Source organism: Leptospira kmetyi serovar Malaysia str. Bejo-Iso9, assembly GCF_000243735.2.
Lineage (GTDB): Bacteria > Spirochaetota > Leptospiria > Leptospirales > Leptospiraceae > Leptospira > Leptospira kmetyi.
Genome location: NZ_AHMP02000003.1, coordinates 1,079,366 through 1,105,334, shown reverse-complemented (window position 1 = coordinate 1,105,334; position 25,969 = coordinate 1,079,366). Strand labels below are relative to the sequence as shown.

The 25,969-nt window shown below is 41.9% G+C and carries 28 protein-coding genes and 1 pseudogene; 27 read left to right on the top strand and 2 right to left on the bottom strand.

Translation table 11 applies throughout. The features are described from left to right. Positions 1–22: 22 nt before the first annotated feature. Genes LEP1GSC052_RS07505 through LEP1GSC052_RS07495 form a run of 3 tightly spaced genes read left to right on the top strand, consistent with a single transcriptional unit; the run spans position 23 to position 4,010 of the window. Positions 23–1,300, top strand: a complete 1,278-nt coding sequence (locus LEP1GSC052_RS07505; protein ID WP_010575182.1) for a sugar transferase — start codon at positions 23–25, stop codon at positions 1,298–1,300. Positions 1,301–1,337: 37 nt separating this feature from the next. Beyond that, the gene (locus LEP1GSC052_RS07500; RefSeq protein WP_010575181.1) at positions 1,338–2,636 is read left to right on the top strand and encodes an O-antigen polymerase; all 1,299 of its coding nucleotides are present in this window, start codon (positions 1,338–1,340) and stop codon (positions 2,634–2,636) included. Between the two features lie 42 nt (positions 2,637–2,678). Beyond that, the gene (locus LEP1GSC052_RS07495) at positions 2,679–4,010 is read left to right on the top strand and encodes a flippase (protein WP_010575180.1); all 1,332 of its coding nucleotides are present in this window, start codon (positions 2,679–2,681) and stop codon (positions 4,008–4,010) included. On the opposite strand, the gene LEP1GSC052_RS21670 is transcribed toward LEP1GSC052_RS07495, so the two are convergent. Next, positions 3,989–4,138, bottom strand: coding sequence for a hypothetical protein (locus tag LEP1GSC052_RS21670; protein ID WP_243397128.1), 150 nt, complete (start codon positions 4,136–4,138; stop codon positions 3,989–3,991). The genes LEP1GSC052_RS07495 and LEP1GSC052_RS21670 overlap by 22 nt on opposite strands. On the opposite strand from LEP1GSC052_RS21670, the gene LEP1GSC052_RS21750 reads away from it, so the two are divergent. From LEP1GSC052_RS21750 to LEP1GSC052_RS07410, 17 genes are all read left to right on the top strand, one after another. Further along, positions 4,097–5,194 carry a glycosyltransferase family 4 protein gene (locus LEP1GSC052_RS21750; protein ID WP_341853231.1) on the top strand — a complete coding sequence of 366 codons (1,098 nt, stop codon included), beginning with the start codon at positions 4,097–4,099 and terminating at the stop codon, positions 5,192–5,194. The two genes, LEP1GSC052_RS21670 and LEP1GSC052_RS21750, sit on opposite strands and share 42 nt — an antisense overlap. 229 nt (positions 5,195–5,423) lie before the next feature. Further along, positions 5,424–6,143, top strand: a complete 720-nt coding sequence (locus LEP1GSC052_RS07485) for a hypothetical protein (protein ID WP_010575178.1) — start codon at positions 5,424–5,426, stop codon at positions 6,141–6,143. After that, positions 6,133–7,011 carry a class I SAM-dependent methyltransferase gene (locus LEP1GSC052_RS21655; RefSeq protein ID WP_010575177.1) on the top strand — a complete coding sequence of 293 codons (879 nt, stop codon included), beginning with the start codon at positions 6,133–6,135 and terminating at the stop codon, positions 7,009–7,011. The genes LEP1GSC052_RS07485 and LEP1GSC052_RS21655 overlap by 11 nt, the downstream gene beginning before the upstream one ends. A 45-nt stretch (positions 7,012–7,056) precedes the next feature. Further along, entirely contained in the window at positions 7,057–7,989 is a 933-nt protein-coding gene (locus LEP1GSC052_RS07475; protein WP_010575176.1) for a glycosyltransferase family 2 protein, read from the top strand. Then, positions 7,986–8,771, top strand: a complete 786-nt coding sequence (locus LEP1GSC052_RS07470) for a class I SAM-dependent methyltransferase (RefSeq protein ID WP_010575175.1) — start codon at positions 7,986–7,988, stop codon at positions 8,769–8,771. Before LEP1GSC052_RS07475 ends, LEP1GSC052_RS07470 begins: the two co-directional genes overlap by 4 nt. Then, positions 8,772–10,421: a hypothetical protein gene (locus tag LEP1GSC052_RS07465; RefSeq protein WP_020986741.1), complete on the top strand. Its 1,650-nt coding sequence runs from the start codon at positions 8,772–8,774 to the stop codon at positions 10,419–10,421. Positions 10,422–10,499: 78 nt separating this feature from the next. Beyond that, positions 10,500–11,336, top strand: coding sequence for a glycosyltransferase family 2 protein (locus LEP1GSC052_RS07460; RefSeq protein WP_020986345.1), 837 nt, complete (start codon positions 10,500–10,502; stop codon positions 11,334–11,336). Positions 11,337–11,340: 4 nt separating this feature from the next. Then, on the top strand, positions 11,341–12,168 hold the full coding sequence (locus LEP1GSC052_RS07455) for a hypothetical protein (protein WP_010575172.1): 828 nt from the start codon (positions 11,341–11,343) through the stop codon (positions 12,166–12,168). Between the two features lie 38 nt (positions 12,169–12,206). Continuing rightward, positions 12,207–13,982 (top strand): glycosyltransferase family 2 protein, encoded by a 1,776-nt coding sequence (locus tag LEP1GSC052_RS07450; RefSeq protein WP_244265274.1) that lies wholly within the window; start codon positions 12,207–12,209, stop codon positions 13,980–13,982. Between the two features lie 147 nt (positions 13,983–14,129). Further along, positions 14,130–14,690, top strand: a complete 561-nt coding sequence (gene rfbC, locus LEP1GSC052_RS07445) for a dTDP-4-dehydrorhamnose 3,5-epimerase (RefSeq protein ID WP_010575170.1) — start codon at positions 14,130–14,132, stop codon at positions 14,688–14,690. A gap of 11 nt (positions 14,691–14,701) precedes the next feature. Beyond that, the gene (gene rfbD, locus LEP1GSC052_RS07440) at positions 14,702–15,622 is read left to right on the top strand and encodes a dTDP-4-dehydrorhamnose reductase (RefSeq protein WP_020985662.1); all 921 of its coding nucleotides are present in this window, start codon (positions 14,702–14,704) and stop codon (positions 15,620–15,622) included. Then, on the top strand, positions 15,619–16,668 hold the full coding sequence (gene rfbB / locus LEP1GSC052_RS07435) for a dTDP-glucose 4,6-dehydratase (RefSeq protein ID WP_010575169.1): 1,050 nt from the start codon (positions 15,619–15,621) through the stop codon (positions 16,666–16,668). The genes rfbD and rfbB overlap by 4 nt, the downstream gene beginning before the upstream one ends. Next, a complete protein-coding gene (gene rfbA, locus LEP1GSC052_RS07430) occupies positions 16,669–17,553 on the top strand; it encodes a glucose-1-phosphate thymidylyltransferase RfbA (protein WP_010575168.1) in 885 nt (294 codons plus the stop codon). A gap of 25 nt (positions 17,554–17,578) precedes the next feature. Then, complete coding sequence (locus LEP1GSC052_RS07425) at positions 17,579–18,547, top strand: glycosyltransferase family 2 protein (protein ID WP_020986292.1); 969 nt, start codon at positions 17,579–17,581, stop codon at positions 18,545–18,547. A 5-nt stretch (positions 18,548–18,552) separates the two neighbouring features. After that, positions 18,553–19,491: a glycosyltransferase family 2 protein gene (locus LEP1GSC052_RS07420; RefSeq protein ID WP_020986526.1), complete on the top strand. Its 939-nt coding sequence runs from the start codon at positions 18,553–18,555 to the stop codon at positions 19,489–19,491. A 23-nt stretch (positions 19,492–19,514) separates the two neighbouring features. Further along, positions 19,515–20,363 carry a glycosyltransferase gene (locus LEP1GSC052_RS07415; protein WP_010575167.1) on the top strand — a complete coding sequence of 283 codons (849 nt, stop codon included), beginning with the start codon at positions 19,515–19,517 and terminating at the stop codon, positions 20,361–20,363. 59 nt (positions 20,364–20,422) lie between these two features. Then, positions 20,423–21,814, top strand: a complete 1,392-nt coding sequence (locus tag LEP1GSC052_RS07410; protein WP_020986079.1) for a DASS family sodium-coupled anion symporter — start codon at positions 20,423–20,425, stop codon at positions 21,812–21,814. Positions 21,815–21,859: 45 nt separating this feature from the next. On the opposite strand, the gene LEP1GSC052_RS21225 is transcribed toward LEP1GSC052_RS07410, so the two are convergent. After that, positions 21,860–22,039: a hypothetical protein gene (locus tag LEP1GSC052_RS21225; protein WP_135607513.1), complete on the bottom strand. Its 180-nt coding sequence runs from the start codon at positions 22,037–22,039 to the stop codon at positions 21,860–21,862. 341 nt (positions 22,040–22,380) lie between these two features. On the opposite strand from LEP1GSC052_RS21225, the pseudogene LEP1GSC052_RS20885 reads away from it, so the two are divergent. The 7 genes and pseudogenes from LEP1GSC052_RS20885 to rplI form a co-directional block, all read left to right on the top strand. Next, positions 22,381–22,503, top strand: a pseudogene (locus LEP1GSC052_RS20885) (toxin-antitoxin system, toxin component, PIN family protein); the annotation flags it as partial. A gap of 41 nt (positions 22,504–22,544) precedes the next feature. Next, complete coding sequence (locus LEP1GSC052_RS07400) at positions 22,545–23,126, top strand: YdeI/OmpD-associated family protein (RefSeq protein WP_010575163.1); 582 nt, start codon at positions 22,545–22,547, stop codon at positions 23,124–23,126. Between the two features lie 64 nt (positions 23,127–23,190). Further along, a complete protein-coding gene (locus LEP1GSC052_RS07395) occupies positions 23,191–24,396 on the top strand; it encodes a CapA family protein (RefSeq protein WP_010575162.1) in 1,206 nt (401 codons plus the stop codon). A gap of 65 nt (positions 24,397–24,461) precedes the next feature. Continuing rightward, the gene (gene rpsF / locus LEP1GSC052_RS07390; protein WP_010575161.1) at positions 24,462–24,737 is read left to right on the top strand and encodes a 30S ribosomal protein S6; all 276 of its coding nucleotides are present in this window, start codon (positions 24,462–24,464) and stop codon (positions 24,735–24,737) included. Further along, on the top strand, positions 24,730–25,173 hold the full coding sequence (locus LEP1GSC052_RS07385) for a single-stranded DNA-binding protein (protein ID WP_040912898.1): 444 nt from the start codon (positions 24,730–24,732) through the stop codon (positions 25,171–25,173). The genes rpsF and LEP1GSC052_RS07385 overlap by 8 nt, the downstream gene beginning before the upstream one ends. A 12-nt stretch (positions 25,174–25,185) precedes the next feature. Further along, positions 25,186–25,497, top strand: a complete 312-nt coding sequence (rpsR, locus tag LEP1GSC052_RS07380) for a 30S ribosomal protein S18 (protein WP_010575159.1) — start codon at positions 25,186–25,188, stop codon at positions 25,495–25,497. Between the two features lie 9 nt (positions 25,498–25,506). Further along, positions 25,507–25,956, top strand: a complete 450-nt coding sequence (gene rplI / locus LEP1GSC052_RS07375) for a 50S ribosomal protein L9 (RefSeq protein ID WP_010575158.1) — start codon at positions 25,507–25,509, stop codon at positions 25,954–25,956. The last annotated feature ends 13 nt before the right edge of the window (positions 25,957–25,969 follow it).

The window sequence follows — 25,969 nt, the reverse complement described above, 5'->3', positions numbered from 1 at the left end:
CGATAATTTTAAAATCATGAACATGCAATACGAACCGCGTTATTCAAAGATCTATAAAAAGATTTTCTTAAGCCTATTCTTTCAGCTTTTGATCGGATGGTTTTTGGTGATCTCGGCCATCTTTGTAACCCTGGGTTTGGTGGTCGGATGGGATCTCGAAATTCTCCTTTACGAGAATAACTTCAATACGATCGTCGCGACGATTTTCTCGTTTACGTTTTCCATTTTTTCTCTTCGTAAGATTTTTAAATTTCCGGTCGCGCAATCCTCCGCGTATATCGTTCCGATCGTAACCTTGTCGTTTGCGATCACGATTTCCTTTTTCTTTTTCAATCGGAAACCTTATAGCAGTCAGGTTTTGACTTCGGCGTATCTGACCACTTTGGTTTGGTGTTTTTCCGGTTATTTTATAGGTCATCGGTATAGAATATTAAAAATAGCTTATATTCCGCTGGGCTCCGCCAGGATTATGGAGAACACACACGGCGCGGAATTTTACGCCTTGTCTAAACCTTCTTTAAACGGAAATCAATACGACGCGGTGGTGGCAGATTTTACTTCGGAAGAATTGAGCGCCGAATATGAAAAATTCTTAGCGAAATGTACCCTTTCCGGAATTCCGGTCTATCATACGAAACAGATCAAGGAAGCTCTGACCGGTCGAGTCAAAGTAAATCATCTTTCCGAAAACGAATTCGGTTCTTTATTGCCTTCTCAATTTTACGGTTTTCTAAAACGATGTATCGACCTTTTTGCATCTTTGATTTTAATTCCGCTGACTTCTCCCTTATTGATCGTTACCGCGTTGCTGATTCGATTGGAAAGTAAGGGTTCTCCGATTTTCTTCCAGAGAAGAATGGGGTATCGCGGCCGAACTTTTACGATGTATAAATTTAGAAGTATGTATACGGATCAAAGAGGTCAGGGGTTTACGGAAGGACCGAGCGATCCCCGTATTACGAGAGTCGGAAAGATCATTCGCAAATATAGAATCGACGAATTACCCCAACTTTTTAACGTTCTTTTCGGATCGATGAGTTTTATCGGTCCGAGACCCGAGTCCTACGAACTTTCACAATGGTATGAAAAGGAAGTCCCTTTTTTCAGTTATAGACATATCGTTCGTCCCGGGATTACGGGTTGGGCTCAAGTGGAGCAGGGTTACGCGGCGGAAGTGGACGGCATGAACGTTAAACTAGAATACGATTTTTATTATATTAAGAATTTTTCATTTTGGTTGGATATGTTGATCACGTTTAAAACGATTAAGACCATATTGACCGGTTTTGGCGCGCGTTGAGAGAATTTGAGAATTAAATAGAGTTAGGTATTCGCTTATGTCGATCGTAATATTCGTTTTCGCTATCTTGAATCTTTCCTTTTCTTATCTTTTTCTTAAAAAGACGAGTTGGGTATTGTTATTGATCCAGGCCTATTGGTTTTTTTGGATGTTTCTTTCTTCTCTTTCATTGACTGGGTTGTTTATTCCGTCCGATTTTACGTATTATCTCTACATAGCTCTTTTGTCTTCGGTCACAATCGGCGCAGGTCTTTGTCGTTTGCTGAATAGAAACGATAAACGGACTCGACTCAAGCCTCACTCTTTTTTTAAGATTTCTATTCAAGATAAAGAAAAGTATTTCTTTTACGGCATCTTGGTTTTTATTTTTCCGATCGTTCTGTTTTTTCTTTCCAAGTCGATTTATATGAATCTGCAACCGGACGCAATGCCTCCGGCGATGTTTAGAGCGGCTGCCTATGGAGTTTACGGTGAATCCGTTCTATTCGGGAAGAACAAATACTTATATTACTATTCTTTGGCCGTTTTGCCGATGATATTGGCTTCCTTGTTCGTAGGAGCTGCGTTCTATTTAAGACTAAAAAAAATACGAACTCTGCTATTGGGCGCCGCGTTGGTTTCAATGGACGCGGTTATGATGTTGGGAAGATTCGGATTTTATTATATTCTAATCGTAATGATCTTAATTCTTATAATTAAGGTTTTTAGAAACAGGAAACAATTTTTTCAATCCATCACTTGGGGTAAGGTTGTTGCCGTAGCCGGAATTTTTGTTTTGATTGTTCTGGTGGGCGCGATGCGAAATTCTTCTCGCAAAGTGGATTTTAAAGAGATCGTAGATTCTTACGTTATAGACTATCATACCGAATCTTTTGTGATGTTTGATCACGAATTAAAAGATAAAAGCTCGATGTTGCATGAAAGAACATACGGACGTTCTTCTCTTGGCGGTTTGGAACGCGGATTTTCTTTTATGCTCGGTTTGTTTCGAATTCCTTTTCAAATTCAAGTGCAAAGTGATTTGATCGGCGGATATTTGCACAAGAATCGATTGTTAGGTTATACTTCCGATGGAAAGCCGAAAGAATACAACGCGTTTGGTTCCGTTTTGTTTAGTCTCTATAAGGATGGGGGAGCGACCTTTACGATCATTATGGGAATTATTTTCGGATTTTGTATGGCTCTGTTTTCAAAAGCAATGATCTCTTTAAATCCTTATCAGTTATCTATTCTTTCTTGTTTATTGTTTATCGGGATTTTCGGGATCTTTCAACCTGTTTTAGGGGGACCGATTTTGTTGAGCACTCTGTTTATAGGCGTTTTTTGGCGTTTGTAATTTTTTCATTTTTATCGATTCGTTTTCCATTTAGCAAAGATAATGTTAAAAAATCTCTATACCCGTTACCCGAATCTTGAAAAGATTCTGCATAACGGAGGATGGCTTTTTTTCGATAAGATTTTTCGAATGGGAGCCGGAATGCTCCTGGGTGTTTGGATCGCTCGGTACCTCGGTCCGGATACCTACGGAAAGCTTAATTACGTGATCGCATATATCGCGTTAGTCGGTAGTTTTACGAATTTAGGTTTGGATGGAATTGCAGTTCGAGAATTAATCAAAGAAAAAAACGTAAGGGAAGAAGTGATATCGACTTCTTTCGTTCTTCAATTCTTTGCGGGTCTTCTTGCGTATGGAATCAGTATTATTCTTATCTTTTATTTAAGACCGAACGAAGTCGATATCTTCTGGATGGTTTGTCTGATCGGGTTTACCCTGAGTTTTCGAGCGATCGGTGTCGTTAAGTATTGGTATGAGGCTCAGGTTCTATCGAAATATTTCGTCTGGTTGGAAAATTCTATATTCGTAATCTTCTCTGGAATCCGAGTTTTTCTTATCGTAAAAGGTTTCGACATATTCGCATTCGTTTGGATCGGCTTGGTCGAATCGCTTCTCGTTTTGATCGGTTATTATTTTCTTTACAAGTTCCACAACGGAACCTTATCCGTTCGTCATACGAATTGGAAACGAGCTGTCTCTCTTCTTCGTGACAGCTGGATGTTATTGTTATCGGGACTTGCGATCATTATTTATATGAGAATCGATCAAATCATGATCGGTCAAATGTTGGGGGATGAAGCGGTCGGCGTTTATACAGCGGCCGTAAAGATTAGCGAGGTCTGGTATTTTATACCGATGGCAATCGCTTCTTCCTTGTTTCCGTCGATTCTCAAGGCAAAAGAATTCGATCAGAAATTATACCTGGAACGATTACGCCTTCTTCATTCATTTATGTTGGTCATCGCTTTGATGATTGCGATACCGATGACGTTTGCCTCGGCTCCGATGATCGAAATTCTTTTCGGAAATAAATTTTCCGAAGCCGGTGCGGTTTTGGCGATTCACATTTGGGCAGGCGTGTTCGTATTCTTGGGCGTCGCGAGCAGTCGTTATTATCTTACCGAAAATTTACAAAAGGTGGAACTCTACAAAAGTATCGTCGGTTGCGTTACGAATGTCGTATTGAATTATTTTTTGATTCCGATCTACGGAGTGAAAGGCGCCGCGATCGCCACTGTGATTTCTCAATTTTTTGCCAGCGTGTTATTCAATCTTCTCTTAAAAAGGACTAGAGAAATCTTTTTTATACAACTTCAATCGGTTTTGTTATGGTCGATGTTTCGTCAGTTGAATCAGCTTCGGAAGTCCGTATAAATTCTCGTTTCATGAAAGTTCTTTACGATCACCAAATTTTTTCCCTGCAGAGCTTTGGAGGTATTTCCCGTTACTTTTACGAGATAATGACCGGGCTTGAAAAGAATTTCAGGGTCGATGTGAAACATTCGGTTTTATATTCTTCGAACGAATATCTTAAAGATCGAAATCTATTTCCATTAAAGAAAGAATATTCGTATCAGGATTGGTTTCCATCGGTCCGGTTCCGAGGAATGTATCGTATTTTTCGTTTGCTACAAAGATTAGGTTTGCTTCCGGACCCGCAAAGAGAAATGGTTTCTTTGATTAAGAAAGAAATCGCGAATGAAGACTTTGATCTTTTTCATCCGACTTATTATTCTCCGTATTTTTTGAAGGATCTGTCGCCCAGACAGAAGCCATATGTTTTGACTGTTCATGATCTAATCCACGAAAAGTTTCCTGATTATTTTCCGGACGCTTTGCAGGTCATTGAAAATAAAAAGGCTATTATAAAGAACGCACATTCCATTATCGTAATTTCACAGAGTACAAAAACAGATTTATTGAAACACTATGGTTTTCCAGAAGATAAAATCAAAGTGATCCATCACGGTGTATCTTTTTCAGCTAATTCTTTGAATAAAAAAAATCCTGTTCTGTTAAAAAAGAATTATCTTCTTTTTACGGGGAATCGCTCCTATTATAAAAACTTCTCCTTTTTCTTAAGAAGTATCAAATCGATCTTTCAAGAATTTCCTGAGATTCAATTGTATTGTGTTGGCGGCGGCGCGTTTAACAAAGAGGAGATGCAGTTGATTCGGGAATTGGGTTTATCGAAAAGAGTGGTGCATTTTCGATTCGAGAACGACGAAGAGTTGGCAGAATACTATAGAAATGCGTTGTTGTTTGTTTTTCCCTCCCGCTATGAAGGATTTGGGATTCCGCTTTTAGAAGCGTTTAGTTGCGAATGCCCCGTTGCTTGTAGCAACACATCGAGTTTTCCGGAAGTCGCCGGGGACGCCGCTTTTTATTTTGACCCGGATCGTTCCGATTCGATTTATACCGCTCTAAGGACTGCCGTCATGGAGCCGGAGCGGCGTCAAGAGATGGTTCGAAACGGAAAGGCACAACTTGCGAAGTTTTCCTGGGAAAAGGCGACCAAGCAAACCTATGAACTCTATCAAAGTATTATAAATAACTAAATCATTATCGATGAAAGCCCCCGTATTGTTAATCGCATTCAACCGTCCTGACTTCACTTCACGAGTCTTTGAAACCATTCGAAAATACAAACCGAAAAAATTGTATATGGCCGCAAACGCACCGCGAAAAGAGCGAGACGGAGAGGCATTGAGGTGCAAAGAGGTTCGTAATATAATTAAGGCCGTGGACTGGGACTGTGAAGTCCATACTCTTTTCCGAAAAGATCACTTGAGATTGAAACTGTCCGTTAGCGGTGCGATCGATTGGTTTTTTAAAAATGAGGAACAAGGAATTATTCTCGAGGACGATATTATTCCCGAACCTAGTTTTTATCAGTTTTGTGAAGAACTTTTAGAACGTTATAAAGATGATGAAAGAATCGGAATGATCAGCGGTGACAATTTCGGATTCGGTTTTAGAAGGAATCAGAATAGTTATTATTACTCAATATATTCTCATATCTGGGGATGGGCTTCGTGGCGAAGAGCTTGGAAAGGTTACGATGTTCATATGAAGGATTACGATGATTTCTTAAAGAGTGAATTTCTTACCGATCTTTTTTCGGATGCGACCGAGTATAATTTTTGGAAATCGAATTTTGATAAGGTTGCCTTTGAAAATTTTGATACGTGGGATTTTCAATGGGTTTATCACAACTTTAAGAATGGAAGGTTGAATATCATGCCTTCCGTGAATCTAATTCGCAATATAGGCTTTGGCGAATCCGCCGCTCATACGAAACAAGAAAATCAGTATTCAAATATGAAGACCGAACCCATGAACTTTCCATTGGTTCATCCCGATTATATGATTCGAGATTACAAAAGCGATCTAATGTCGCAGAGGACTTTTTTTCATCAAAACGAAAAGAATATAATTTCGGTTTTGCGTTTGTTTTATCCGCTTCGAATTTTAAATAGGATTAGGAGATTCTTGCTTGGAGCTTAAAAAGAATTCTATCGGATGCAGATTTTGCGGCTCTACTGCGAAAGTCGAATTTCAAACTCGAATCCTGAATCGTTATGATGCTTCTTATTTTAGATGTGAAAATTGTCAGCTGATCCAATCCGAACAACCCTTTTGGCTCCAGGAAGCTTATGAAAAAGCGATTTCAGTCTTGGATACCGGGATCTTTTTGAGAAATAATGACAACGCCAAAAAGTTAACCGTCTTATTGACTGAAATACAGAATCAAATTACAAAAACGGAAAGTATTTTATCTTCTTTTAAAAGATTGTTATTCAAGAATAAACCCTTTCAAGGTAAGATTTTGGATTTTGGCGGAGGCCACGGTATTCTCGTCAGGATGATGCGGGACATCGGTTTTGATTGTTACTGGTATGACAAATACGCTAAGAATGATTTTGCGACCGGCTTCGAATCGAATAAGAACGATACATATGATGTCGTCCTTGCATTTGAATTGTTTGAACACTTCGAGAATCCGAAGGAAAACATTGAAGAAATTTTAAAACTAAGCGAACCTAAGGTTCTGATATTTTCAACTTTATTGTATGGGGACCGGACTCCGGCAAAAGATTGGTGGTATTATGCCTTCGAAGCGGGGCAACATATTGCGTTCTATAATTCCAAAACGATCGAAAGTATGAAACTACAAGGCCGTTATACCACTTTTTCGGTTCTTCAAGATCTGCATTTGTTAGTGCGAAATGACGTGAAGCTAAATCGGAATCGGTTGATTCGTTCTCTTCGAAAGTTAGAAAGAAATTTTTTCAAAGCTAAGAACCTCTATTCCTCTAAAACTTTCGTCGATCATTCGTTTCTCAAAAACACGATTCACTCCGTTTCTGAGTAGTTTTGTTTTGCTAAAAGGTTTTTTAACATTCGCTCGGATTTTTAAATGAAAAAGAAAAAAAAGAAAATAGATATAGTCGTACCTTCCTACAATGAAGCGGGTAACGTCGAAGTTTTGTTCAATCGATTGAAGAACGTAATTCCGAATGCTTATGACTATCGAGTGATCTTTGTCGACGACGGTAGCACGGACGGAACTCTTGAAGCTGTTGAGGCTTTAACGCGCAAACATTCTCAGGTTAAATACATCTCGTTTTCCAAAAACTTCGGGCATCAGATCGCGCTCAAAGCCGGATTGGATCATTCGAACGGAGATTGTGTCGTATCACTCGACGCGGACTTACAACATCCTCCGGAACTGATTCCCGAGCTGATCCGAAGATGGGAAGAAGGGGACGATATCGTTTATACGAAACGAATCGATAACGACAACGTAGGCCTGTTTAAAAAACTAACCGCGAAATGGTTTTACAATTTATTAAACGGACTTTCAGGACTTGAAATCGACCAAGGCGCCGCCGATTTCAGACTTTTGGATAAGAAGGTCGTAGACGTATTCAAAAAATTTGATGAAAGAAATCTGTTTATCCGAGGGATGGTTACCGGAATCGGATTTCGAAAAAGTTTTATAGAATACGAACCCGAAAAACGGATTTGGGGAAAGAGTAAATACAGTTTAAAGAGAATGTTTTTATTCGCGTTAGACGGAATCACTTCCTTTAGCGTCAAACCCCTGCATCTTGCCACAATCGCGGGTGTTACTTTTTCTTTCTTCTCGGGATTATACGCCCTTTATGCGATTATCATCTATTTTACATCCGAAAAAACGGTTTCGGGTTGGACCTCCGTATTGGTAAGCGTTTTATTTATGGGAGGAGTTCAGTTGATCGTATTGGGGATACTTGGAGAATATTTAGGCAAAATGTTTCTGCAAACGAAGAACCGTCCAAATTACATAGTAAAGGATTCCAATTTATGAGAACGGATACGGATAAGTCGGAAATTCAGAGAGCGCATTTTAATAAGATCAAGGATAACTATAATTCCGCAAGATCCGGCGCGAACCATCTCGCTTATAAAAGAGTATGGTGGAATCGTTTATTGGATTATCTTTCCAATAAGATCGATGCCAAGCGAGAATTATTAGGACTTGAAGCGATGTGCGGATTGGGAGAAGGCTCGCAGTTTTTAAAGGAAAAATTTCCATCCATACGTTTCGAGGGATTCGACTATTCCGATGAAATGGTCGCCGCTTGTAAAAAAGAAAATACTGCGATATTTCACGTATTTCATCAGGATATTCTCAAGTTTGAAGCAAAAGAAAAGTATGATATTGTAATTTTGTTAGGCGGTCTCCATCACGTTCCAGATAACGTCGATATCGCTTTGGACAGAATCTATTCCAGCTTAAAAAAAGGCGGGTTGTTCATTAACTTAGAACCCACGCACAATAACTTTTTATTTAGAATGGTTCGGGAAAGAATTTATAAGAAGAACGCATTGTTTGAGGAAAATACGGAAAGAGGATTCAATTTAAAAGATTATAATTCCTTATTGAAAAAATCGGGTTTTGAAATTCTCAATCAATTTTATCCTGGGTTGTTGGGTTACGTTCTTTACTACAATCCGGATGCATTTCCGGGTCTGAATAGAGGGTCCACCAAAATCGCGAAATTCTTGTCCAACTTCGATTGGATCCTTGGCCGTACTTTTTTAGGAACCTATTTTTCCTTCGCCACTTGGTCGGTCTGTAAGAAGTAAATGTACAATCCATTGCATTTGTATTGGGAATCGTTCCAGTTCATTCTACTCGGATTCTTTTTGTTTTTTCTCGTTATCGAGAAACGATACGAAGATAGAAAGAATATTACAACGATTCTCGCTTCTCTAACTGCGATTCTATTCTCCGTTTATTTTTTCGGACCTAACTTAAAAGCGCAATGGTGGCTGATTGACGATCACGAAGTTTTCTATTTTTTGAAGTCGAAGACCGAGCCATCGGGTTGGAAAAATTATTTCGACATTCTTTTGAATCTGACCGAAGTCGGAAATTTTGGAGATGCTCAGCGATATAGGGTCTCCTATTATGCATTGAGAATATTCGAAGTTCTTCTCTGGAAGGATAACGCTTTGGTATGGTATTTGATTCGATTCTTCATCTCGACTTTTTTTATTTTTTCCCTGTTGAGAATTTTACTTCTTCGATTTCCGCTCACGATCTCTTGCTTATTCGTATTGTCCGTATTTTCTTTTCGATATTGGTCCGATATTTTTTCGAGAATGGCTACGAGCGAATTATACATCGTTTTCGGCATCTCTCTCCTTTTGACCGCTTTTTCTTGTTATAAACCGAAAGAGAAGAATTCGGTTTGGATCTATCTCCTAATCTCTTTGGGAACGATCGTTTGCCTCGGATCCAAAGAAAATTTCATCATCTTAACCGCGATACCGATCGGGATTCTTTTTTGGGAACGTTCGAAGGATACAAGTTGGTGGAATAGAATGATTCTTGTTTTCCCGATTCTCTATTCCGCACTGATCGTGATTTCCTTATATCTCTTTTTTAAGAAAGTGCCCGTTGATATATACGGGAATCGAGTTTCCCTTTCCGAAAAACTTGCAGTATTTTTAACGAAGTTTGTCAACGAGTTTACGATCGGTATTTTTGCGTTGATCGTCGCTTTTTTGGCTTTTAGTATATTAGAATTTATTAAAATAAGAAAGGTTAAGATTTCGATTTGGTTTTTTCTTCCTTTGGTTTTTCTCGGAATTCTTCTCTTTAATATAGTGTTTTACAGCGGAGTTTGGCCCACGAATTCTCGTTATGATTTTCCGGGAATGATTCTCTATCAAGGTGCGATACTCGCTCTGGTGTTTTTGATCGTCTCCGTCGTTCTTCGGCTTTTTGAAGTCGATATAAAACATAGGGATCTTGTCGTTAATGTCGTTTTGATTTTCTTCCTATGTTCCGTAACTTCCGTCAAAGGAATCACCGATTTGCAACGCGATTCGCGAACGAATATGAAAAGAACCCAAGCTTTTACATCCTTCTTGAAAGAATTTTTGTCCGATTCTTCGGATCGGGTTATTATCCTGTACGTTCATCAAGCCTTTGACTTCGAACCCGTCGATGCAATGACTCGATTTTTGAACTATTATGGGGATAAAAAAGAGAGAATGATCCTTGTATCGGAATCAAAAGCGGAATCGGATTTTAAGAACGGACTTTTGAATTATATGAGAACCCTTTCCAAAGAAGGATCTCCCGAACGCAATGTTATACCGTTCGATTCCAAAAAATTAAAGAACCGTTCTTGTGTTCTTTTATTCTTTCCCCCCGCGTCGATCGAAGACGCTCCTAATATTCCCGAGTGTAAGGAATACAAGAAAGAAATTGTTCCTTTCCAATGAGAATCAAATCTAAAAAAAAACGTATCCTCGCGCGCAAGATAAACTCATTTTGAAACGTAAGCGATATTTAGAATTCAGATGAAAAAACCGAAAGTCTCCATAATCACCATCAATTTCAACGATCACAAAGGGCTTGAAAAAACGATTCAATCCGTACAAAGCCAGACCTTTAAAGATTACGAACATGTAATCATCGACGCCGCTTCCAAAGACGGAAGCGTGGATGTGATCCGAAAATACAAGAATGGAATATCGTATTGGGTCAGCGAAAAAGACAAGGGTATTTACGACGGACAGAATAAGGGAATCAAAGCCGCTAAGGGAGAATATTGTCTGTTTTTAAATTCGGGCGATTTTCTCGCAAATCCGAACGTGCTTACGGAAGTATTTGCAAAGAACGATATCGACGCTGATTTTATCTACGGAGATATGTTGATCGACTCCGGAAACGGAAAGATAACGTACGGCAAGAGCCCGGACGAGTTGGATCTGTATTTTTTATCATACGAAGTTTTGTGGCACTGCGCGACATTCATTAGAAGATCATTATTTACTAAATTCGGGACGTACGATCTTTCTTATAAGATCGCAGCGGACGTCGATTTTTTTCTGAAAGCGATCGGAGTAGGCGGCGCAAGTTGGAAATATGTTGGAAAACCGATCAGTCAGTTCAATACGTTCGGTTTCGGTTCGAATCCGAAAAACCAAGCGCTTTTGGAAAACGAAAGAAAAAGGATGAGAGAGGAACATTTGCCGCGTTCCACGGTAATTCATCTTGAGAAATTTTTTAAGATCCGAAAGGATTATATCATATTGAGCTATTTCTTTCTTCCTCAAATTCTTGATTTCTTTCGAAGTATTAGCGTTCTTAAAAAAATAAACGGCGCATTCTTTAGGCTTTTGAATCGGAAGTGAATCTTTGAAAATTTTGGTTTTGATCAATCATTTTTACGGAAAGAATCCGTACTTTGTAGGCCGTTCTTCACAGATTGGCGGAAAGGACGAAGCCAAAAGTAAACGAAAAGCGGAGCGAAGGCTTGCGCATATAAAGGCGACTGTCGATTCCCTCAACACCTTGGGAAAAAAAGTGGATATTAAATTCTGCGGTTACCAAGGAAAGTCTCTGGTGAAGTTGGATTTCGACTTCGAAAAAGAAATCGAAAAACCTACGGATATCATGTATGCAAGTCTTTCGAAGATGGGTGAGTTCGTAAATCGGTACGATTATTTTATCAACATCGAAGACGATATTCTTTTGTCTAAGGAAACTTTTGATCGAATCGTTGCGTTCGATAAGAATTCAAACGTCAACGAGATTCTTCATCCGAATCGAATGGAATCCGACGATCAAGGAAATCTTTTTTGTATCGATTTGAAATGTGTTCCCGGTTGGACCTATACTCAAAAAATTATTTTCGGAAAAGAGTTTAGACAAGCGGTCAATCCCCATTCCGGTCTTGCTATTTTCAGCAAAGAAAAGTTGAAATACGCTTTGAAGAATTCCGATTTAAAATCAAAAACAATCGTTCTCTCGAAGGGGATGGAATCCGCGTATGCGAGCGTTCATTCTCCTTTTATTTTATGGAGAGCCTACGACGAAGTTGGATTTCATTCCGTCTTTCATCAGGATAAATGGGTTCAGCCTAAAAAAGATCTCCTTACTTCGATCACTTGGAGAGATTTCGTTCCTTTGATCGTGTTGAAACTTCTTAAATATGCGATTCTAACGTTGCAAAGAAAAGAATAACTCTTTTTGTGAAAAATCAAACCAGTAGTAAATTCATCTTGAAACTCATAGTATTGCGAATTCTTTTTAAAAAAGTTTTCTATTTGTTGAGACAATATCAATATTTCTTCTTTTTATACCCGAAAGGAAAGAATTTTAGAAAAACGGAATATTCTTACAAACCTTTGATCAGTGTCATCGTTCCCGTTTATAACACGAGAATCGATCATCTGAACGAGATGGTCCGTTCCGTTGAAACGCAAAATTACGATCATTGGGAGTTGATTCTACTCGATGACGCTTCTCCCAAAAACGAACCCGGCGAATTTCTCAAACAAAAAGCGGCTGTTAATTCGAAGATTCGTTATTTTCGGGCCGAAAAAAACGGCGGGATCAGCATCGCTACCAGCAAGGCTTTGGAATATGCGAAGGGCGAATATATCGCGTTTTTGGATCACGACGATCAATTGATGGAGAACGCGCTTGAGGTCATTGTCGATTCTTTACAAGAGGAAGAATCGAAACGACCTGAATTTCTTTATTCCGATGAAATTTATCAATCCAAGACTCCGGGAGTTTTTTCTTTATCGACGAAGCCTGATATTTCCATCGAGAAATTAATTTCACACAATTATATTTGTCACCTAGTCGTCGTTTCTAAAAGTCTTATACAAAAGATGGGAGGATATCGAGAAGGTTATGACGGAAGTCAGGACCATGAATTCGCGTTACGCGCGTGCAGACATACGAGTCGAATCCGAAGACTTCCTTTTTATTTATACAAATGGCGTCTTCATCAGGAAAGTTTTTCCAGAACCAAGGCGGAAATCTGTGAGAATAGTTCCAAGAAAGCCATTCGAGAATTTTACGCGGATCGATCCGAAGAACTCAAAGAAATCGTTTCCGGTCATTATCCGTTCACGTATCATCCCGTTCGAAAATTAGAGCAAGTTTCTCTAATTTCCATCCTTGTTTTTGATCCGGAAAACATATTAGAAAATGATTGTAAACAAATCCTTGATTTGGTCAAGGATACGCCGGATTTTAAATTGGAAATCGTTTTATGTGCGGATCAAGATCGAGATTTCGCAAAGATACAAAACGAATTTCGGACTCGATTTACTGATCGGGTTACACTTCAAGTTTTCGCAATTAAGGGTTCGAACGTTTCCGCAAAAGAAATCAATTCGATCGTTGCGGAGACAAAAGGTTCTTATCTTTTCTTTTGGAATCCATTGTTTCAACCGAGTGGTAAAGAATGGCTTTATGAACTTCTGCAACACGCCCAGTCAAAGGGAGTCGGCGCTGTCACACCGATCGCGCTGAACCGAAAGGGTGAATTGATGTATTCTTCCTTACTGCTCGGAAAAAAAGGATTTATCGGCGTGGCGGGAAATGGAATCAAACCCGCTGAAGCAAAAATCTGGTCCGGTGAATTTTTGGAAAAAAACGTTTCTGCGATCTCAAGAAATTTATTTTTTATCTCCCGAGAAACTTGGAATTCCTTTAACGGACTCGACGAATCGTATCAACGAAACTATTGGGACGTGGATCTTTGTATGCGGATTCTTCGAAAAGGAGATCGGATCGTAAGCAATCCGTTTGCTCGTTTTACTTCTTCGCAAACTCCTAAAAAATCTTTTCAGGAATTTAAACCCGGTTATCAGGCGGGACAAGAAGATCGCAAACGTTTGGTTCAAGAATGGGGTAAGTCTTTGGAAGAGGATCGATTCTATTCCCCCCATAGCGATTTAGTCGGTTGCGATATGCAGCCGAAAAATCTTCTCCATCCATTACTCTATGCGTTCTATCGCTGGAGATGGAATCTTAAATAACATTCATCCCATCTACGATTGCCGCCCTAATCGCCCGAAAGGATCATTAAATTTTTTGATCGCGGCTTTCCCTAAGCGGGATTTTGTGGTTATCTTAGGATTCGAATCGAATCCGATCCGTTTATTCAAAAGTTAAAGAAGAGATTCATGCAATTCAAACGATTTCCGATCGACGGTCCCGTTCTTATCGAGCCGAAAGTGTACGGCGATGAACGCGGTTTCTTTTTTGAGTCCTATAAAAAATCCTCTTTCGAACAAGAGAACATACCCACGGATTTTTTCCAAGACAACCATTCCCGATCCGCGCGAGGCGTACTTCGAGGAATGCACATGCAGATTCCTCCTTATGAACAAGGCAAACTCGTTCGAGTCGTCAGAGGAAGAGTGATCGATGTCGTCATCGACATTCGTGTGGGTTCTCCGAATTTCGGAAAATGGATCTCCGTCGAGTTATCGGAAGAGAACAAAAATATCTTTTGGGTTCCGCCGGGCTTTGCGCACGGCTTTGTGACTCTGGAGGATAAAACGGATTTCTTATATAAGGTAACGAGCGAATACAATCCCAAAAACGAAGTAGGGATTCGCTGGGACGATCCGGCTCTTGGTATTCCTTGGAAAACCTGGTTGCCGGACGCGAACTTTATCATTTCCCAAAGGGACGGCGAAACTCCGTTCTTGAAAGATTTCAAAAGTCCATTCGTATATTAGTATATTCCAATATGATTTATTATACCGGAAAAAACGGCCAGGTCGGCTGGGAGTTGTCGAAGCGATTCGCCTCGGCCGGAATCGACGCGATCGGTTTCGGAAGGGAAGAATGGTCCCTCGATGACTTGAACGCCGTCGAAAAGATTCTCGAGAAAAATCCGAAAATACTCGTTCACTGCGGCGCTTACACTGCGGTGGATAAGGCGGAGTCGGATCGGGAAAACGCGTATAAGGTCAATTCTTTGGCCGTAAAAAAAATTGCGGAAGAATGTCATAAAAGAAAAATCCATCTGATCTACGTCTCGACAGATTTCGTGTTCGATGCCAATTCGGAAACGATCGGAGATACTCTTCGTTTTTGGAAAACGGATTCTCCGCTTTCTCCGAAGGGCGTATATGGGGCGTCGAAGGCGGAAGGGGAAGAATGGATCCGCAAAACTTTTTCCGCTTCTTCGGGGGCCAACATCGTGCGCACGAGCTGGGTTTATTCGGCGCACGGAAATAATTTTCCGAAAACCATTCTCCGGTTATTAAACGATCCGAATCGATCGGAATTGAAAGTAATCGAAGACCAGTTAGGAAGACCTACCTGGGCCGGAAGACTTGCTGATTTTATAATATTCTTATGCGATGGAATTTTAAAGGGAGAATCCTTTCCGCAAACGCTTCATTTTTCGAACTCTGGCGTCGCGAGTTGGTATGACTTCGCCGTTGCGGTCCGCGACATCTCCAATTCTTCCTCGGCGATTAAAAATCTGAAACCGATTCATCCGATCCCGACCGAGGAATATCCGACTCCCGCGCCGAGACCGAGATATTCCGTTTTGGATTTGGGAGAAACTCGGAAACTTTTCGGCCCGGTTCCGCATTGGAAAGAGGACTTGATCCTTTGTCTGAACGAACTCGCCGAAACCTCTGGAATAAAAGTATGAAAAAAATCTTAGTCACGGGAGGAGCCGGTTTTATCGGTTCCAACTTCGTACATCTTTTGTTAAACGACACGAAAGAATATCACGTGATCGTTTTGGATAAACTCACATACGCGGGAAATCTGAAGAGCCTCGACGTTTGGAAAAACGATCCTCGTTTTACTTTCATAAAAGCCGATATTGCGGACAAGGACGGGGTATTCTCCGTATTTAAGGAACATACGATTGATTACGTTGCTCATTTTGCCGCGGAAAGTCACGTCGATCGTTCCATTTCCGGTCCGGAAGAATTCATAAGAACGAACGTTCTCGGGACCTTTTATCTTTTGGACGCGGCCCGTCTGCAATGGAACGGTTCTTTTGAAGGAAAAAAATTCCTTCACGTTTCAACGGACGAAGTCTTCGGAACGTTAGGCGATACCGGTTTTTTTACGGAGGAAACTCCTTACGCGCCGAATTCCCCATATTCCGCCTCCAAGGCGGGTTCGGATCATATCGTTCGATCGTATTATCATACCTATCACATGCCGGTCGTCACGACGAATTGCTCGAACAATTACGGTCCTTATCATTTTCCGGAAAAGTTGATTCCTCTGATGATTCTAAACTGTCTTCACGGTAAACCTCTGCCGGTTTACGGAGACGGAAAGAATATTAGAGATTGGTTATATGTTAAGGATCATTGCGAAGCTCTGAAAACCGCTCTGTTCAAAGGCGCGCCGGGCGAAACCTACAATATAGGAACCCGCAACGAAAAAAGAAACATAGACATCGTAAACTCGATCTGTTCCATTATGGACGAATTGCATCCTTCGGGAGCCCCGCATTCTAAACTGATCCAATACGTAAAGGATCGTCCTGGACACGATTTTAGATACGCGATCGATCCGAGTAAGATCGAAAAAGAACTCGGATGGAAACCGAAATCCGATTTCGAAACCGCGATCCGTGAAACGATTCGTTGGTATTTGGACAACGAATCCTGGTGGAAGGACATTCTTTCCGGTCAGTACAAAGAATATTATGAAAGTCAATATGAGAAACGTTGAATGAAATCAAGAAAAGGAATCATACTCGCCGGAGGTTCCGGCACGAGACTTTATCCGGTCACACACGTCATTTCCAAACAACTTCTTCCGGTATATGATAAACCTATGATATACTATCCGCTGACGACTCTTATGTTGGCGGGCATTCGCGAGATTTTGGTGATATCCACTCCGCAGGCGACTCCGATGTATAAGGAGCTTTTGGGAGACGGAAAGCAGTGGGGAATCGACATTCAATATGCGGTGCAACCCGATCCGGGCGGATTGGCTCAGGCCTATTTGATCGGTGAAAAATTCGTGGAAGGTCATCCTTCCGTTTTGATTTTAGGCGATAATATTTACTTCGGTCACGATCTTTCCGCGTTGTTGGAAGGCGCTTCCGAAAAAGTTTCCGGTTCGACCGTGTTCGCTTATCCGGTTCACGATCCGGAACGATACGGCGTTGTGGAATTCGATTCTTCAAGAAGAGCGATATCCATCGAAGAAAAACCCGTTAAACCGAAATCGAATTACGCGGTTACCGGTTTGTATTTTTACGATGAGGAAGTCGTTCAAATCGCGAAGTCCATTCGACCTTCTCCCAGAGGAGAATTGGAAATCACGGACGTCAACAAAGTCTACTTGGAACGCGGAACCTTAAACGTTCAAGTGATGGGTCGCGGTTACGCATGGCTCGATACGGGAACGCACGAATCGCTTTTAGAGGCTTCGGTATTTATCGAGACGATCGAAAAAAGACAAGGCCTCAAGGTCGCTTGTCCCGAAGAGATCGCGTTTCGAAAAGGATTTATCACCGCGGCTCAATTGGAAGAACTCATCGCGCCTTTGAAGAAGAACGGTTACGGACAATACCTGATCAAGGTGCTTCACGAAAAGATTTACTGAGATTGAAGTCGATCGATTCTCCTTCATGCAAAAATACAACATCATAACCGTAACCTACAATTCCGAACTATACGTTTCCGCGCTGAACGAATCGATGAAACTTCCCGCAAATTGGAATTGGGTGATATGGGACAACGATTCCAAGGACGAAACTCCGAATTTATTAAAGCGAATTGCCGACGAAGAACGAAGGATCGTTCATCTGGGCGGAAAGAATTTAGGATTCGCCGAAGGAAACAACGAAGCGGTTAAGATCGCTCCGAAAGCGGATTGGATTTTGTTGATCAATCCGGACTCTCGTTTGGACTCGAATTTTTTCAAGGAATGCGAATCGATTCTTTCCTCGAAGGGAAAGGATTACTCCGTGTTTTCTTTTTTGATGTTAAAGGAGAACGAAAGCGCGGTCGTGGATGGGGCGGGGGACATCTATCACGTTTCCGGAGCGGCTTGGAGAAGAGGTTATAAACAGATTCTTTCCGAAGAATATCTACGAGAAGCGGAGATATTTTCGGCTTGCGGCGGAGCGATGGCGATCCGCGCATCCGTTTTCGAAAGTCTCGGAGGATTCGATTCCGATTTTTTCTGCTATATGGAAGACGTGGATCTGAGTTTTCGCGCAAGACTTGCGGGTGAAAAAGTTTTATTCACCCCGAACGTCAAGGTTTATCATCACGGTTTCGGTTCGACCAAGGAAAGAAGTTCCTTTTCGCTTTATTACGGACTTCGAAACGCGTTAGTCGTCTATTGGAAGAACATGCCTTTTTTTTACGGGCTGAAGTATTTATTCCACCATATCCTTTTTTTCGGAACAAGCATCGTCTATCATTCCGTTTTTACGAGTCCGAAAATTCTGATCGTACCTTTCGGTTTTTTAAGAATGTTGCCGGGGCTCATCGCAAAACGTTTTAGAATGAATCGATCGAAAACGACGTCTTTTTCCAATCTCGTCGCGTTGATGAACCAAGATTTGTTTTCCCCTTTCCGAAAAAAATAAGATCCATGTCCGAGCGTTTTTCTCCGTTAGCCGTAATCGTAACCTTCAATCCCGATTTTTCGAACACACTCCGCAACATCCAAAACCTGAATTCGAACGACGTCCCTGTTTTACTCGTGGACAATCATTCTTCGAATCTTCAGGAAATCAAATCCAAGAAACAAAAACAAAATTTCCTTTTGGAAAACGATCGAAACCTAGGTCTGGGCTTTGCGCTCAACAAAGGAATCGAATACGCAAAAGAAAATCGATATTCCCACGTTTGGCTTTTCGATCAGGATAGTTTTCTGGAATCGAAATCCATTCAAATCTTTTTGGACGCGGTTCAAAAATACGAAACCGAGTCCGGTTTTGATTCGAAGGTCGCTTCGTTCGGTCCGAATATATTCGATACGATCAAGGGCCGCAACATTTACGGTCTTTCCGAGAATATTTCCGGTTTGTCCGACGCGAAATTTCTGATCACGTCCGGAAGTTTGTGTTCGATAAAAATATTAAACGAAGTCGGCGGAATTCGTTCCGATTTTTTTATCGATTATCTGGATTACGAATGGTGCTTTCGCGCCAACGACAAGGGTTACGTTCATAAGATCGTAACCGATTCGAAGATGTTTCATTCGATCGGAAACGAGTCCAAAAGTATATTAGGACTTTTTAAAATAGCGATTCATTCTCCGTTTCGCTGGTATTTTCTTTTTAGAAACGGGATTCTTATGTGCGGCCTGCCTCACGTTCCGTGGAAGTTTAAGTTGGAAGTGGTCTTAAAATCCGGTTTTCGATTTTTGATTCTTCCCTTGTTTTCGAAATCCGTATTCGGAACGTACGCGCATATATTCTATGGAATCCGGGACGGTTTCGCCCGAAAAGAATCCCGATTTTATCGACGTCTTGTCGGTTTGTCCGAAACCGACAAGACGTCTGAACTCATTGCGGATAAGCCGTAAACTATCATAAGGAAAATTGTTTCTTGAAACTCGCTATTACCGTTTCGATCGTACTCTATAAACCGAATCTTGTCGTTTTTCGGGAATCTCTCGAATCCCTATTGAACTCTGTCGCTTATCAAATTAAGAATTCCTCATATACTTGTCGATACAAGATCGATATCGTCGACAATTCTCCGTCGAGCGACTCCGCCGTTTCCAAAATGCTGGATGAGTTTTCCAAAAAAGCTCAGCTGAAAAAGAAAGTGGAATTTCGTTATATTCATCTTCCGGAAAATCCTGGTTACGGAGCCGCGAACAACCGATCCATTTTGGATTCGACGTCCGACTTTCATCTCGTGTTAAATCCGGATATCAAAATGATCCCGCAAACCTTGGAATGGTGCGTTCGTTATCTGAAGGAACGTTCCGATTGCGACGCGGTGGTTCCTTCCGTTGTCGATTGGGATGCGGACGAGAAGGATACGGGTCGTATGCAGTTTTTGATCAAATCATATCCGACCGTTTTCGTTTTATTCTTACGTTCTTTTGCTCCTTCTTTTTTTAGAAAGTTATTTCAAAAGAATTTGGACGCTTATGATTTGATGGAAAGGGATTGGAGTAAAACTCAGGAATCCGTTCCCTTGGTAAGCGGTTGTTTTATTTTCGCCAAAACGGATTCCTTGCAAAGAATCGGCGGCTTCGACGAAAAGTTCTTTTTGTATTTCGAGGACTTCGATCTTTCCATGCGTCTGAAACGTAAGGATTATTTTCCGAAGGTGAAAATTTTTCACAAGGGAGGGAATTCCTCCAAAAAAGGTTTTTTGCACATTAAACTTTTCGTGACCTCCGCGTTTCGGTTTTTTATGAAATTCGGTTGGAAGTTGTATTAGGTTTTTTAAATTTAGAATATTCTACTTTGCGAATGCGAAATTAAGCGGAAGGCGAAACGATGCGTAATTTGATCCTGATTTTATGGGTTTCCCTCTTTATCGGAATTTTATTTTTTGTTCAGATTCATTTTGCGACTCCTTTGGGCGTAGCGATCATGATCTGTATTTTCGCGCTCGCGGGAATTTTTTGGGTGACCGAGCCGATTCCCGGTTACGCGACTTCGATCCTTGTGATCTTTTTGGAAATTCTTTTTTTCGCGAACCCGATGGGAATCAAAGAGCTTTCTTTTGCTACGGGAAAAAATCCGGCTCCTTCCGTTTTTCTTTCCTCTCTTGCGGATTCTTCGATCGTTCTTTTTTTAGGCGGTTTCGTATTAGCAAAAGCCTGCGTTAAGACCGGCCTGGATCGTTTTCTCGCAAACAGAATCATTCGCAAGTTCGGAGTAAAAAGTCATCAGGTGCTTCTCGGTTTTATGTTCACAACGGGATTTATCTCGATGTGGATGAGCAATACCGCGACGACTTCCATGATGATCGCGTTGTCCTTTCCTTTGTTTCAAATTCTTCCCGAAAAGGAACCGTTTCGAAAGGCGCTTCTTTTGGGAATTCCGTTCGCCGCAAATATAGGAGGAGTGGGAACGCCGATCGGTTCTCCGCCGAATATCATCGCGATGGGAATTTTGAAACAACAAGGAGTTCAGGTTTCTTTCGGAACTTGGATGTTTTTTGCGGTTCCTCTTGTTGTCGTATTAATATTTTTTGCTTGGTTTCTTCTTTTGAAGTTGTTTCCCGAGAATGGTTCTTTGGATCTCATCGTTGAATTTCAGGAACCGGAAGGTGGAACGAAGTCTTTTGCGTTTAGAACGACTTCGGCTATCTTTTTGGGAACGGTCGCTCTTTGGTTTACGGAAAATCTGCACGGAATTCCGGCCGGTGTGATCGCTCTTTTGCCTTTGATTCTTTTTCCTACGTTCAGAATTTTAAACGAAAAGGACATCAATTCTTTGGAATGGTCCGTTCTTCTGTTGATTGCGGGAGGAATCGCGATCGGAATCGGTCTTCAACAAAGCGGAATGAGTCTTTGGTTTTCGGAAATTCTAAAGCCCATTACGAAACCTGAATATGCGGTAAGCGTGTTATTCTTACTCTGTATTTTGGCGCTTTTATTGAGTACGTTCATGTCGAACACGGCGGCGACCAATCTTCTGGTTCCGTTTGCGTTTCCGCTTTCCGCGATCATTCTTCCCGGATCGGAAGCGTATCTTTTGGAGATCTGTCTAGGGATCGCGCTTTCCGCTTCCTTGGCGATGTCCTTGCCGGTGAGTACTCCGCCGAACGCGATCGCTTATGCGGTGGGCGGTTTTGAGATCAAGGATATGATCCGCGCCGGATTGCCCGTTGGAATTTTCGGTCTTGTTTTGACGGTCACGGCGTATTTTATATTTTCATAATATTGATTCGAAGATGTTTGTTTACTTTGGATTTGAATCCTTTCGTTAGTTCGCTCGCTCGTGACGTTTTGATTTTCTAATTCTTTTTATCTTCTCCGTTTTTTCTGTTTCCTTCCTTTTTCTGCATTTCGCTCCATCCATTCCCGTTTCCTTCCTAAATATTTCCCTGCCTTCAAACTCTTCACCTCTTTCCCATTCTAATTTTTTTTGAAGTTCGATTTCCAATCGAACTTTGTTTTCATCCTTTCTATTTTCGTTTTCGAATCCTCTTACAGTATCATCGCAACGTTTCGATTTTGAGCTCAAATCCGAGATTTGAAATAAATTAAGAATATGGGAAAAATGTTTGAAGAAAGCCATATTTATTACGGGACCGTAAAGGAGTGAAAACGACTTTAGAAATACCGGATTCATTGTTAAAAAAACGAAAATAAAGGCCGCGGGGCGAGGAATTTCCATGAAGGCTTTGGAGCGCGCTTTAGAAATGAAAGAGGCCGCTGGAAAAAAGACGCGGAGAAGGGTTTTGCGAGCAATCATCACGGATGGCCGGTTCATTCCAAAAACTGACCGATATTTATCTTCTTTCTTTGAGCGTTCATCCTAAGGTCAAATTCGCCACGTTCGATTCTAAGATTCCGTATAAGGTCGTGGATTACGGAAAAGAATATCTCGAAGCGATCGCCGCTTAATCTTTGTTGGCAAAATCCGAAGGAACGATGCAATTCTCCCCATGGAAGAATTTTTAAACGGAATCCCCATTCTTTTTTTTAAGAACACGAAGGAATGGACCGTATGGCTTAAGAAAAATCACAAATCGGATTCTCCCATTTGGATAAAACTTTCCAAAAAAGAATCGGGCGTGGTTTCGATTTCGTATGCGGAGGCTTTGGAAGTCGCGCTCTGTTACGGTTGGATCGACAGTCAAAAACAAAAATACGACGATTCGTTTTGGCTTCAGAGATTTTCCGTTCGAGGACCGAAGAGCATCTGGTCCAAGATCAATCGTGAAAAGGCGATCGAACTGATCGCTTCGAAACGAATGCAAACCGCCGGGCTCAAAGCGATCGAATCCGCAAAATCGGACGGACGTTGGGACAACGCTTACGCGTCACCGAGTAAGATGGAAGTTCCGAAAGAATTTCAAAAACTTTTGAAACAAAATCCGAGCGCGTTGAAATTTTTTGAATCCTTAAATTCCGCGAATCGTTACGCGATTCTATTCCGAATTCATAATGCGAAGAAGGAAGAAACGAAAGTAAAACGTATGAAGGATTTTTTGGAAATGCTAAAGAAGAAGGAAACCCTTCACTAAAGGTTCTTAAAATTCCCGAAAAAATATCTTTCCAACTTCGAACGAAATGGAACCATTACCCACAGTGTCCTTTTACCGTTCAAAACTTTTCATAACGTGTTCTTTCGTATTTTTATTTCTTTCCTGCCTTCCCGAATTCCTTAAAAATTCCTCTTCCGAAAACTCGGAGACCGATTCTCCCTCGGCTCTCGCAATCCTTCAAGACAAGATCGACGCGGTTCTTCATCCGGAACACAATCACGATCCGGAACTTCTCAAAGTTCTTGCGGGCGGGGACGTCATGTTCAACTGGGGAATTCGCGACACGATTCAAAAACACGGCGAGATCGCGCCCGTGGAAGGTCTGAAGTCGCTTTTCGGCGAAGCGGACTTTCGTATGGTCAATCTCGAAACTCCGGTCGTCGCTTCCAAAACGGAAGAATCCAAAAAGGCTTATATCTTCACCGCTCACGAAAAGGACTTGGATTCGCTCAAGTTCTTGGGCGTGGACATGGTGTTTCTCGGCAACAATCATTCCTTCGATCACGGTCCCAACGGAATGGTCGAGACCCTGAGTATATTAAAAAAGAATGATATTCTTAACGTGGGCGCGGGGAAAAAACTTCCCGAAGTCCTCGATCCTCTTCGTCTGAGTTTAAAGGGTTCCGATCTTAGAATCCATTCCGTCACCGCGATCGCGGAACAAGCCCACTACGCGACTCCTTTTAAATCGGGAGTGGCTCCTTTCCTCCTACCTTCCCTCCAATCCTCCTTTTTTGAAAGACGTCCTCCGCTCAAACGAGGCGTTCCTTATTCTCCTCCGGTTCGTATCGTTTCTTTGCATTGGGGAGTGGAATATTCTCCGTTTCCGACGCCGGATCAGAGAAAGATCGCGCGCGCTTTGATCGATTCGGGGGTCAAGGTCGTGATCGGTCATCATCCTCATATTCCGCAGGGCATCGAGTTGTATCGGGGTGGGGTGATTCTTTATTCTTTGGGGAATCTGATTTTCGGAAGTAGGAACTCCTACTTGAACCACAATCTGATCGCGATTCTTCATATCCGGAAGAACGTTTTGGAAACCGTAGAACTCGTCCCGATCTTCGGGAAATTTCAGAAAGAGGACCACAAAATCCGACCGGTCCAGGGTCAAGAAGCGAAGGAGTTCCTACACGAGATCGCGGTTTTATCCTCGGAGTTAGGAACCAAACTTCGAGTCGAAGAGGAACGGGCCTTTCTGGATCTTACGACAAATTCCACCTTGACCCCTGCCTCTAAACGCAAAAAATAGGTTAAATTATCGGTTCTTCTGCTCGCCGCGAACCGCAGGCGGGCTATAACCATAGGGGAAACTTTTTGAGAAACTACGAACTCACCACCATCACACGTGTGAGCGCGCGGGAATCTGCAAAGTCCGAAATACAGGATACTTTGAAGAAATTTTCCGTGAGCGTCACCTCCGACGAAGACTGGGGCCAAAGAAAACTCTGGCACCCGATCAAACACGAAGAGCAGGGAATCTTCCACCACTACAAGTGCAGCGCCGACCCAGGTGCCATTGAAAAAGTGGAAAAGGAATTCTTAATCAACCAGAACATTCTACGTTCTATGGTTGTGCGCCTCAATGGCTAATGATATCAACAGAGTGACTCTGGTCGGCCGCCTAACGCGGGACCCTGAGTTCAAATCGATCAACGGGACTTCTCTCGTTAACTTCTCCTTGGCCAACGGCCGGACCTATGTGTCTAACGGAGAAAAGAGGGAAGAATCTCACTTCTTCGATTGTGAAGTCTGGGGAAAACCGGCCGATATCATTCAACAATACTGCAAAAAAGGAAAGCAGATTGCCATTGAAGGAAGATTGAAGCAGGACACTTGGGAAACTCCCGAAGGTAAGAAAGCTTCTCGAATCCGTATCGTTGTTGAAAACTTTCAACTTCTCGGATCCAGAGACGACGGTTCTTCCTCTTCATCGGGCGGTTCCTCATCCTCCGGAGGAAATTCTTATCCATCCTCTCCGGAATACTACGCACCTGCACCGGATGGTGACGACGACATACCGTTTTAATGAGGTACACTTATGAGTGAAAACGAAATCAAAGAAGAACGTTCCGAAAGACCGGAACAAGGCGAAGCTTCTGCTGAAATGGAAGGAAAGCCGCAAAGAAAACAGAATAAATACAAGAAAAAAGTCTGCCGCTTTACCGCCGATCCGGAACTAGCGAAACAGATCAATTACAAGAACATCGAACTTTTGGAAAGATTCATCACCAACCGCGGTAAAATCATTCCAAGAAGAATTACGGGAACCAGCGCTCGTTATCAAAGAGTTCTCGCTCGCGAAATCCGCAAAGCAAGAAGCATCGGTCTTCTTCCTTACAAGGTGAACTGAGGTACGAACATGAGAGTGATCTTACAAAAAGACGTTATCAATCTCGGCGACGCGGGAGATCTTAGAGAAGTAACCGACGGTTACGCAAGAAACTTCCTTTTCCCGAAAAGACTCGCGGTTCGCGCCAACGACGGAAACACGAAAGCCGCTCTTCACCAGAAAAAACTGGGCGAACTGAAAAGAGAAAAGCGCAAGAAGGCTATGGAAGGAGTTTCCGCAAGTCTCAACGGTAAGGAATACGATATCCTCGTTAAGACGGGCGGCGGAGACAAACTTTTCGGAGCCGTTACTCCGATCGACGTGGCTTCCATTCTTAAGAAGAACGGAATCGAACTCGATAAGAGAAAAATCGAGATCGCTGAGCCGATCCGCAATCTGGGATCTTACAAGATCAAAATTCGTCTTGCAGACGGAATCCAGCCTGTGATTACGCTCAACGTTAAAAGAGAAGAAGAATAATCCTTCTTTAGGG

Excerpts from the sequence above, each read along its gene's own strand:
- LEP1GSC052_RS07505 (WP_010575182.1), top strand. The coding sequence starts at position 23 with ATGCAATACGAACCGCGTTATTCAAAGATCTATAAAAAGATTTTCTTA.
- LEP1GSC052_RS07500 (WP_010575181.1), top strand. The coding sequence starts at position 1,338 with ATGTCGATCGTAATATTCGTTTTCGCTATCTTGAATCTTTCCTTTTCT.
- LEP1GSC052_RS07495 (WP_010575180.1), top strand. The coding sequence starts at position 2,679 with ATGTTAAAAAATCTCTATACCCGTTACCCGAATCTTGAAAAGATTCTG.
- LEP1GSC052_RS21750 (WP_341853231.1), top strand. The coding sequence starts at position 4,097 with ATGACCGGGCTTGAAAAGAATTTCAGGGTCGATGTGAAACATTCGGTT.
- LEP1GSC052_RS21670 (WP_243397128.1), bottom strand. The coding sequence starts at position 4,138 with ATGTTTCACATCGACCCTGAAATTCTTTTCAAGCCCGGTCATTATCTC.
- LEP1GSC052_RS07475 (WP_010575176.1), top strand. The coding sequence starts at position 7,057 with ATGAAAAAGAAAAAAAAGAAAATAGATATAGTCGTACCTTCCTACAAT.
- LEP1GSC052_RS07470 (WP_010575175.1), top strand. The coding sequence starts at position 7,986 with ATGAGAACGGATACGGATAAGTCGGAAATTCAGAGAGCGCATTTTAAT.
- LEP1GSC052_RS07465 (WP_020986741.1), top strand. The coding sequence starts at position 8,772 with ATGTACAATCCATTGCATTTGTATTGGGAATCGTTCCAGTTCATTCTA.
- LEP1GSC052_RS07460 (WP_020986345.1), top strand. The coding sequence starts at position 10,500 with ATGAAAAAACCGAAAGTCTCCATAATCACCATCAATTTCAACGATCAC.
- rfbC (WP_010575170.1), top strand. The coding sequence starts at position 14,130 with ATGCAATTCAAACGATTTCCGATCGACGGTCCCGTTCTTATCGAGCCG.
- rfbD (WP_020985662.1), top strand. The coding sequence starts at position 14,702 with ATGATTTATTATACCGGAAAAAACGGCCAGGTCGGCTGGGAGTTGTCG.
- rfbB (WP_010575169.1), top strand. The coding sequence starts at position 15,619 with ATGAAAAAAATCTTAGTCACGGGAGGAGCCGGTTTTATCGGTTCCAAC.
- rfbA (WP_010575168.1), top strand. The coding sequence starts at position 16,669 with ATGAAATCAAGAAAAGGAATCATACTCGCCGGAGGTTCCGGCACGAGA.
- LEP1GSC052_RS07425 (WP_020986292.1), top strand. The coding sequence starts at position 17,579 with ATGCAAAAATACAACATCATAACCGTAACCTACAATTCCGAACTATAC.
- LEP1GSC052_RS07420 (WP_020986526.1), top strand. The coding sequence starts at position 18,553 with ATGTCCGAGCGTTTTTCTCCGTTAGCCGTAATCGTAACCTTCAATCCC.
- LEP1GSC052_RS07410 (WP_020986079.1), top strand. The coding sequence starts at position 20,423 with ATGCGTAATTTGATCCTGATTTTATGGGTTTCCCTCTTTATCGGAATT.
- LEP1GSC052_RS07400 (WP_010575163.1), top strand. The coding sequence starts at position 22,545 with ATGGAAGAATTTTTAAACGGAATCCCCATTCTTTTTTTTAAGAACACG.
- LEP1GSC052_RS07385 (WP_040912898.1), top strand. The coding sequence starts at position 24,730 with ATGGCTAATGATATCAACAGAGTGACTCTGGTCGGCCGCCTAACGCGG.
- rpsR (WP_010575159.1), top strand. The coding sequence starts at position 25,186 with ATGAGTGAAAACGAAATCAAAGAAGAACGTTCCGAAAGACCGGAACAA.
- rplI (WP_010575158.1), top strand. The coding sequence starts at position 25,507 with ATGAGAGTGATCTTACAAAAAGACGTTATCAATCTCGGCGACGCGGGA.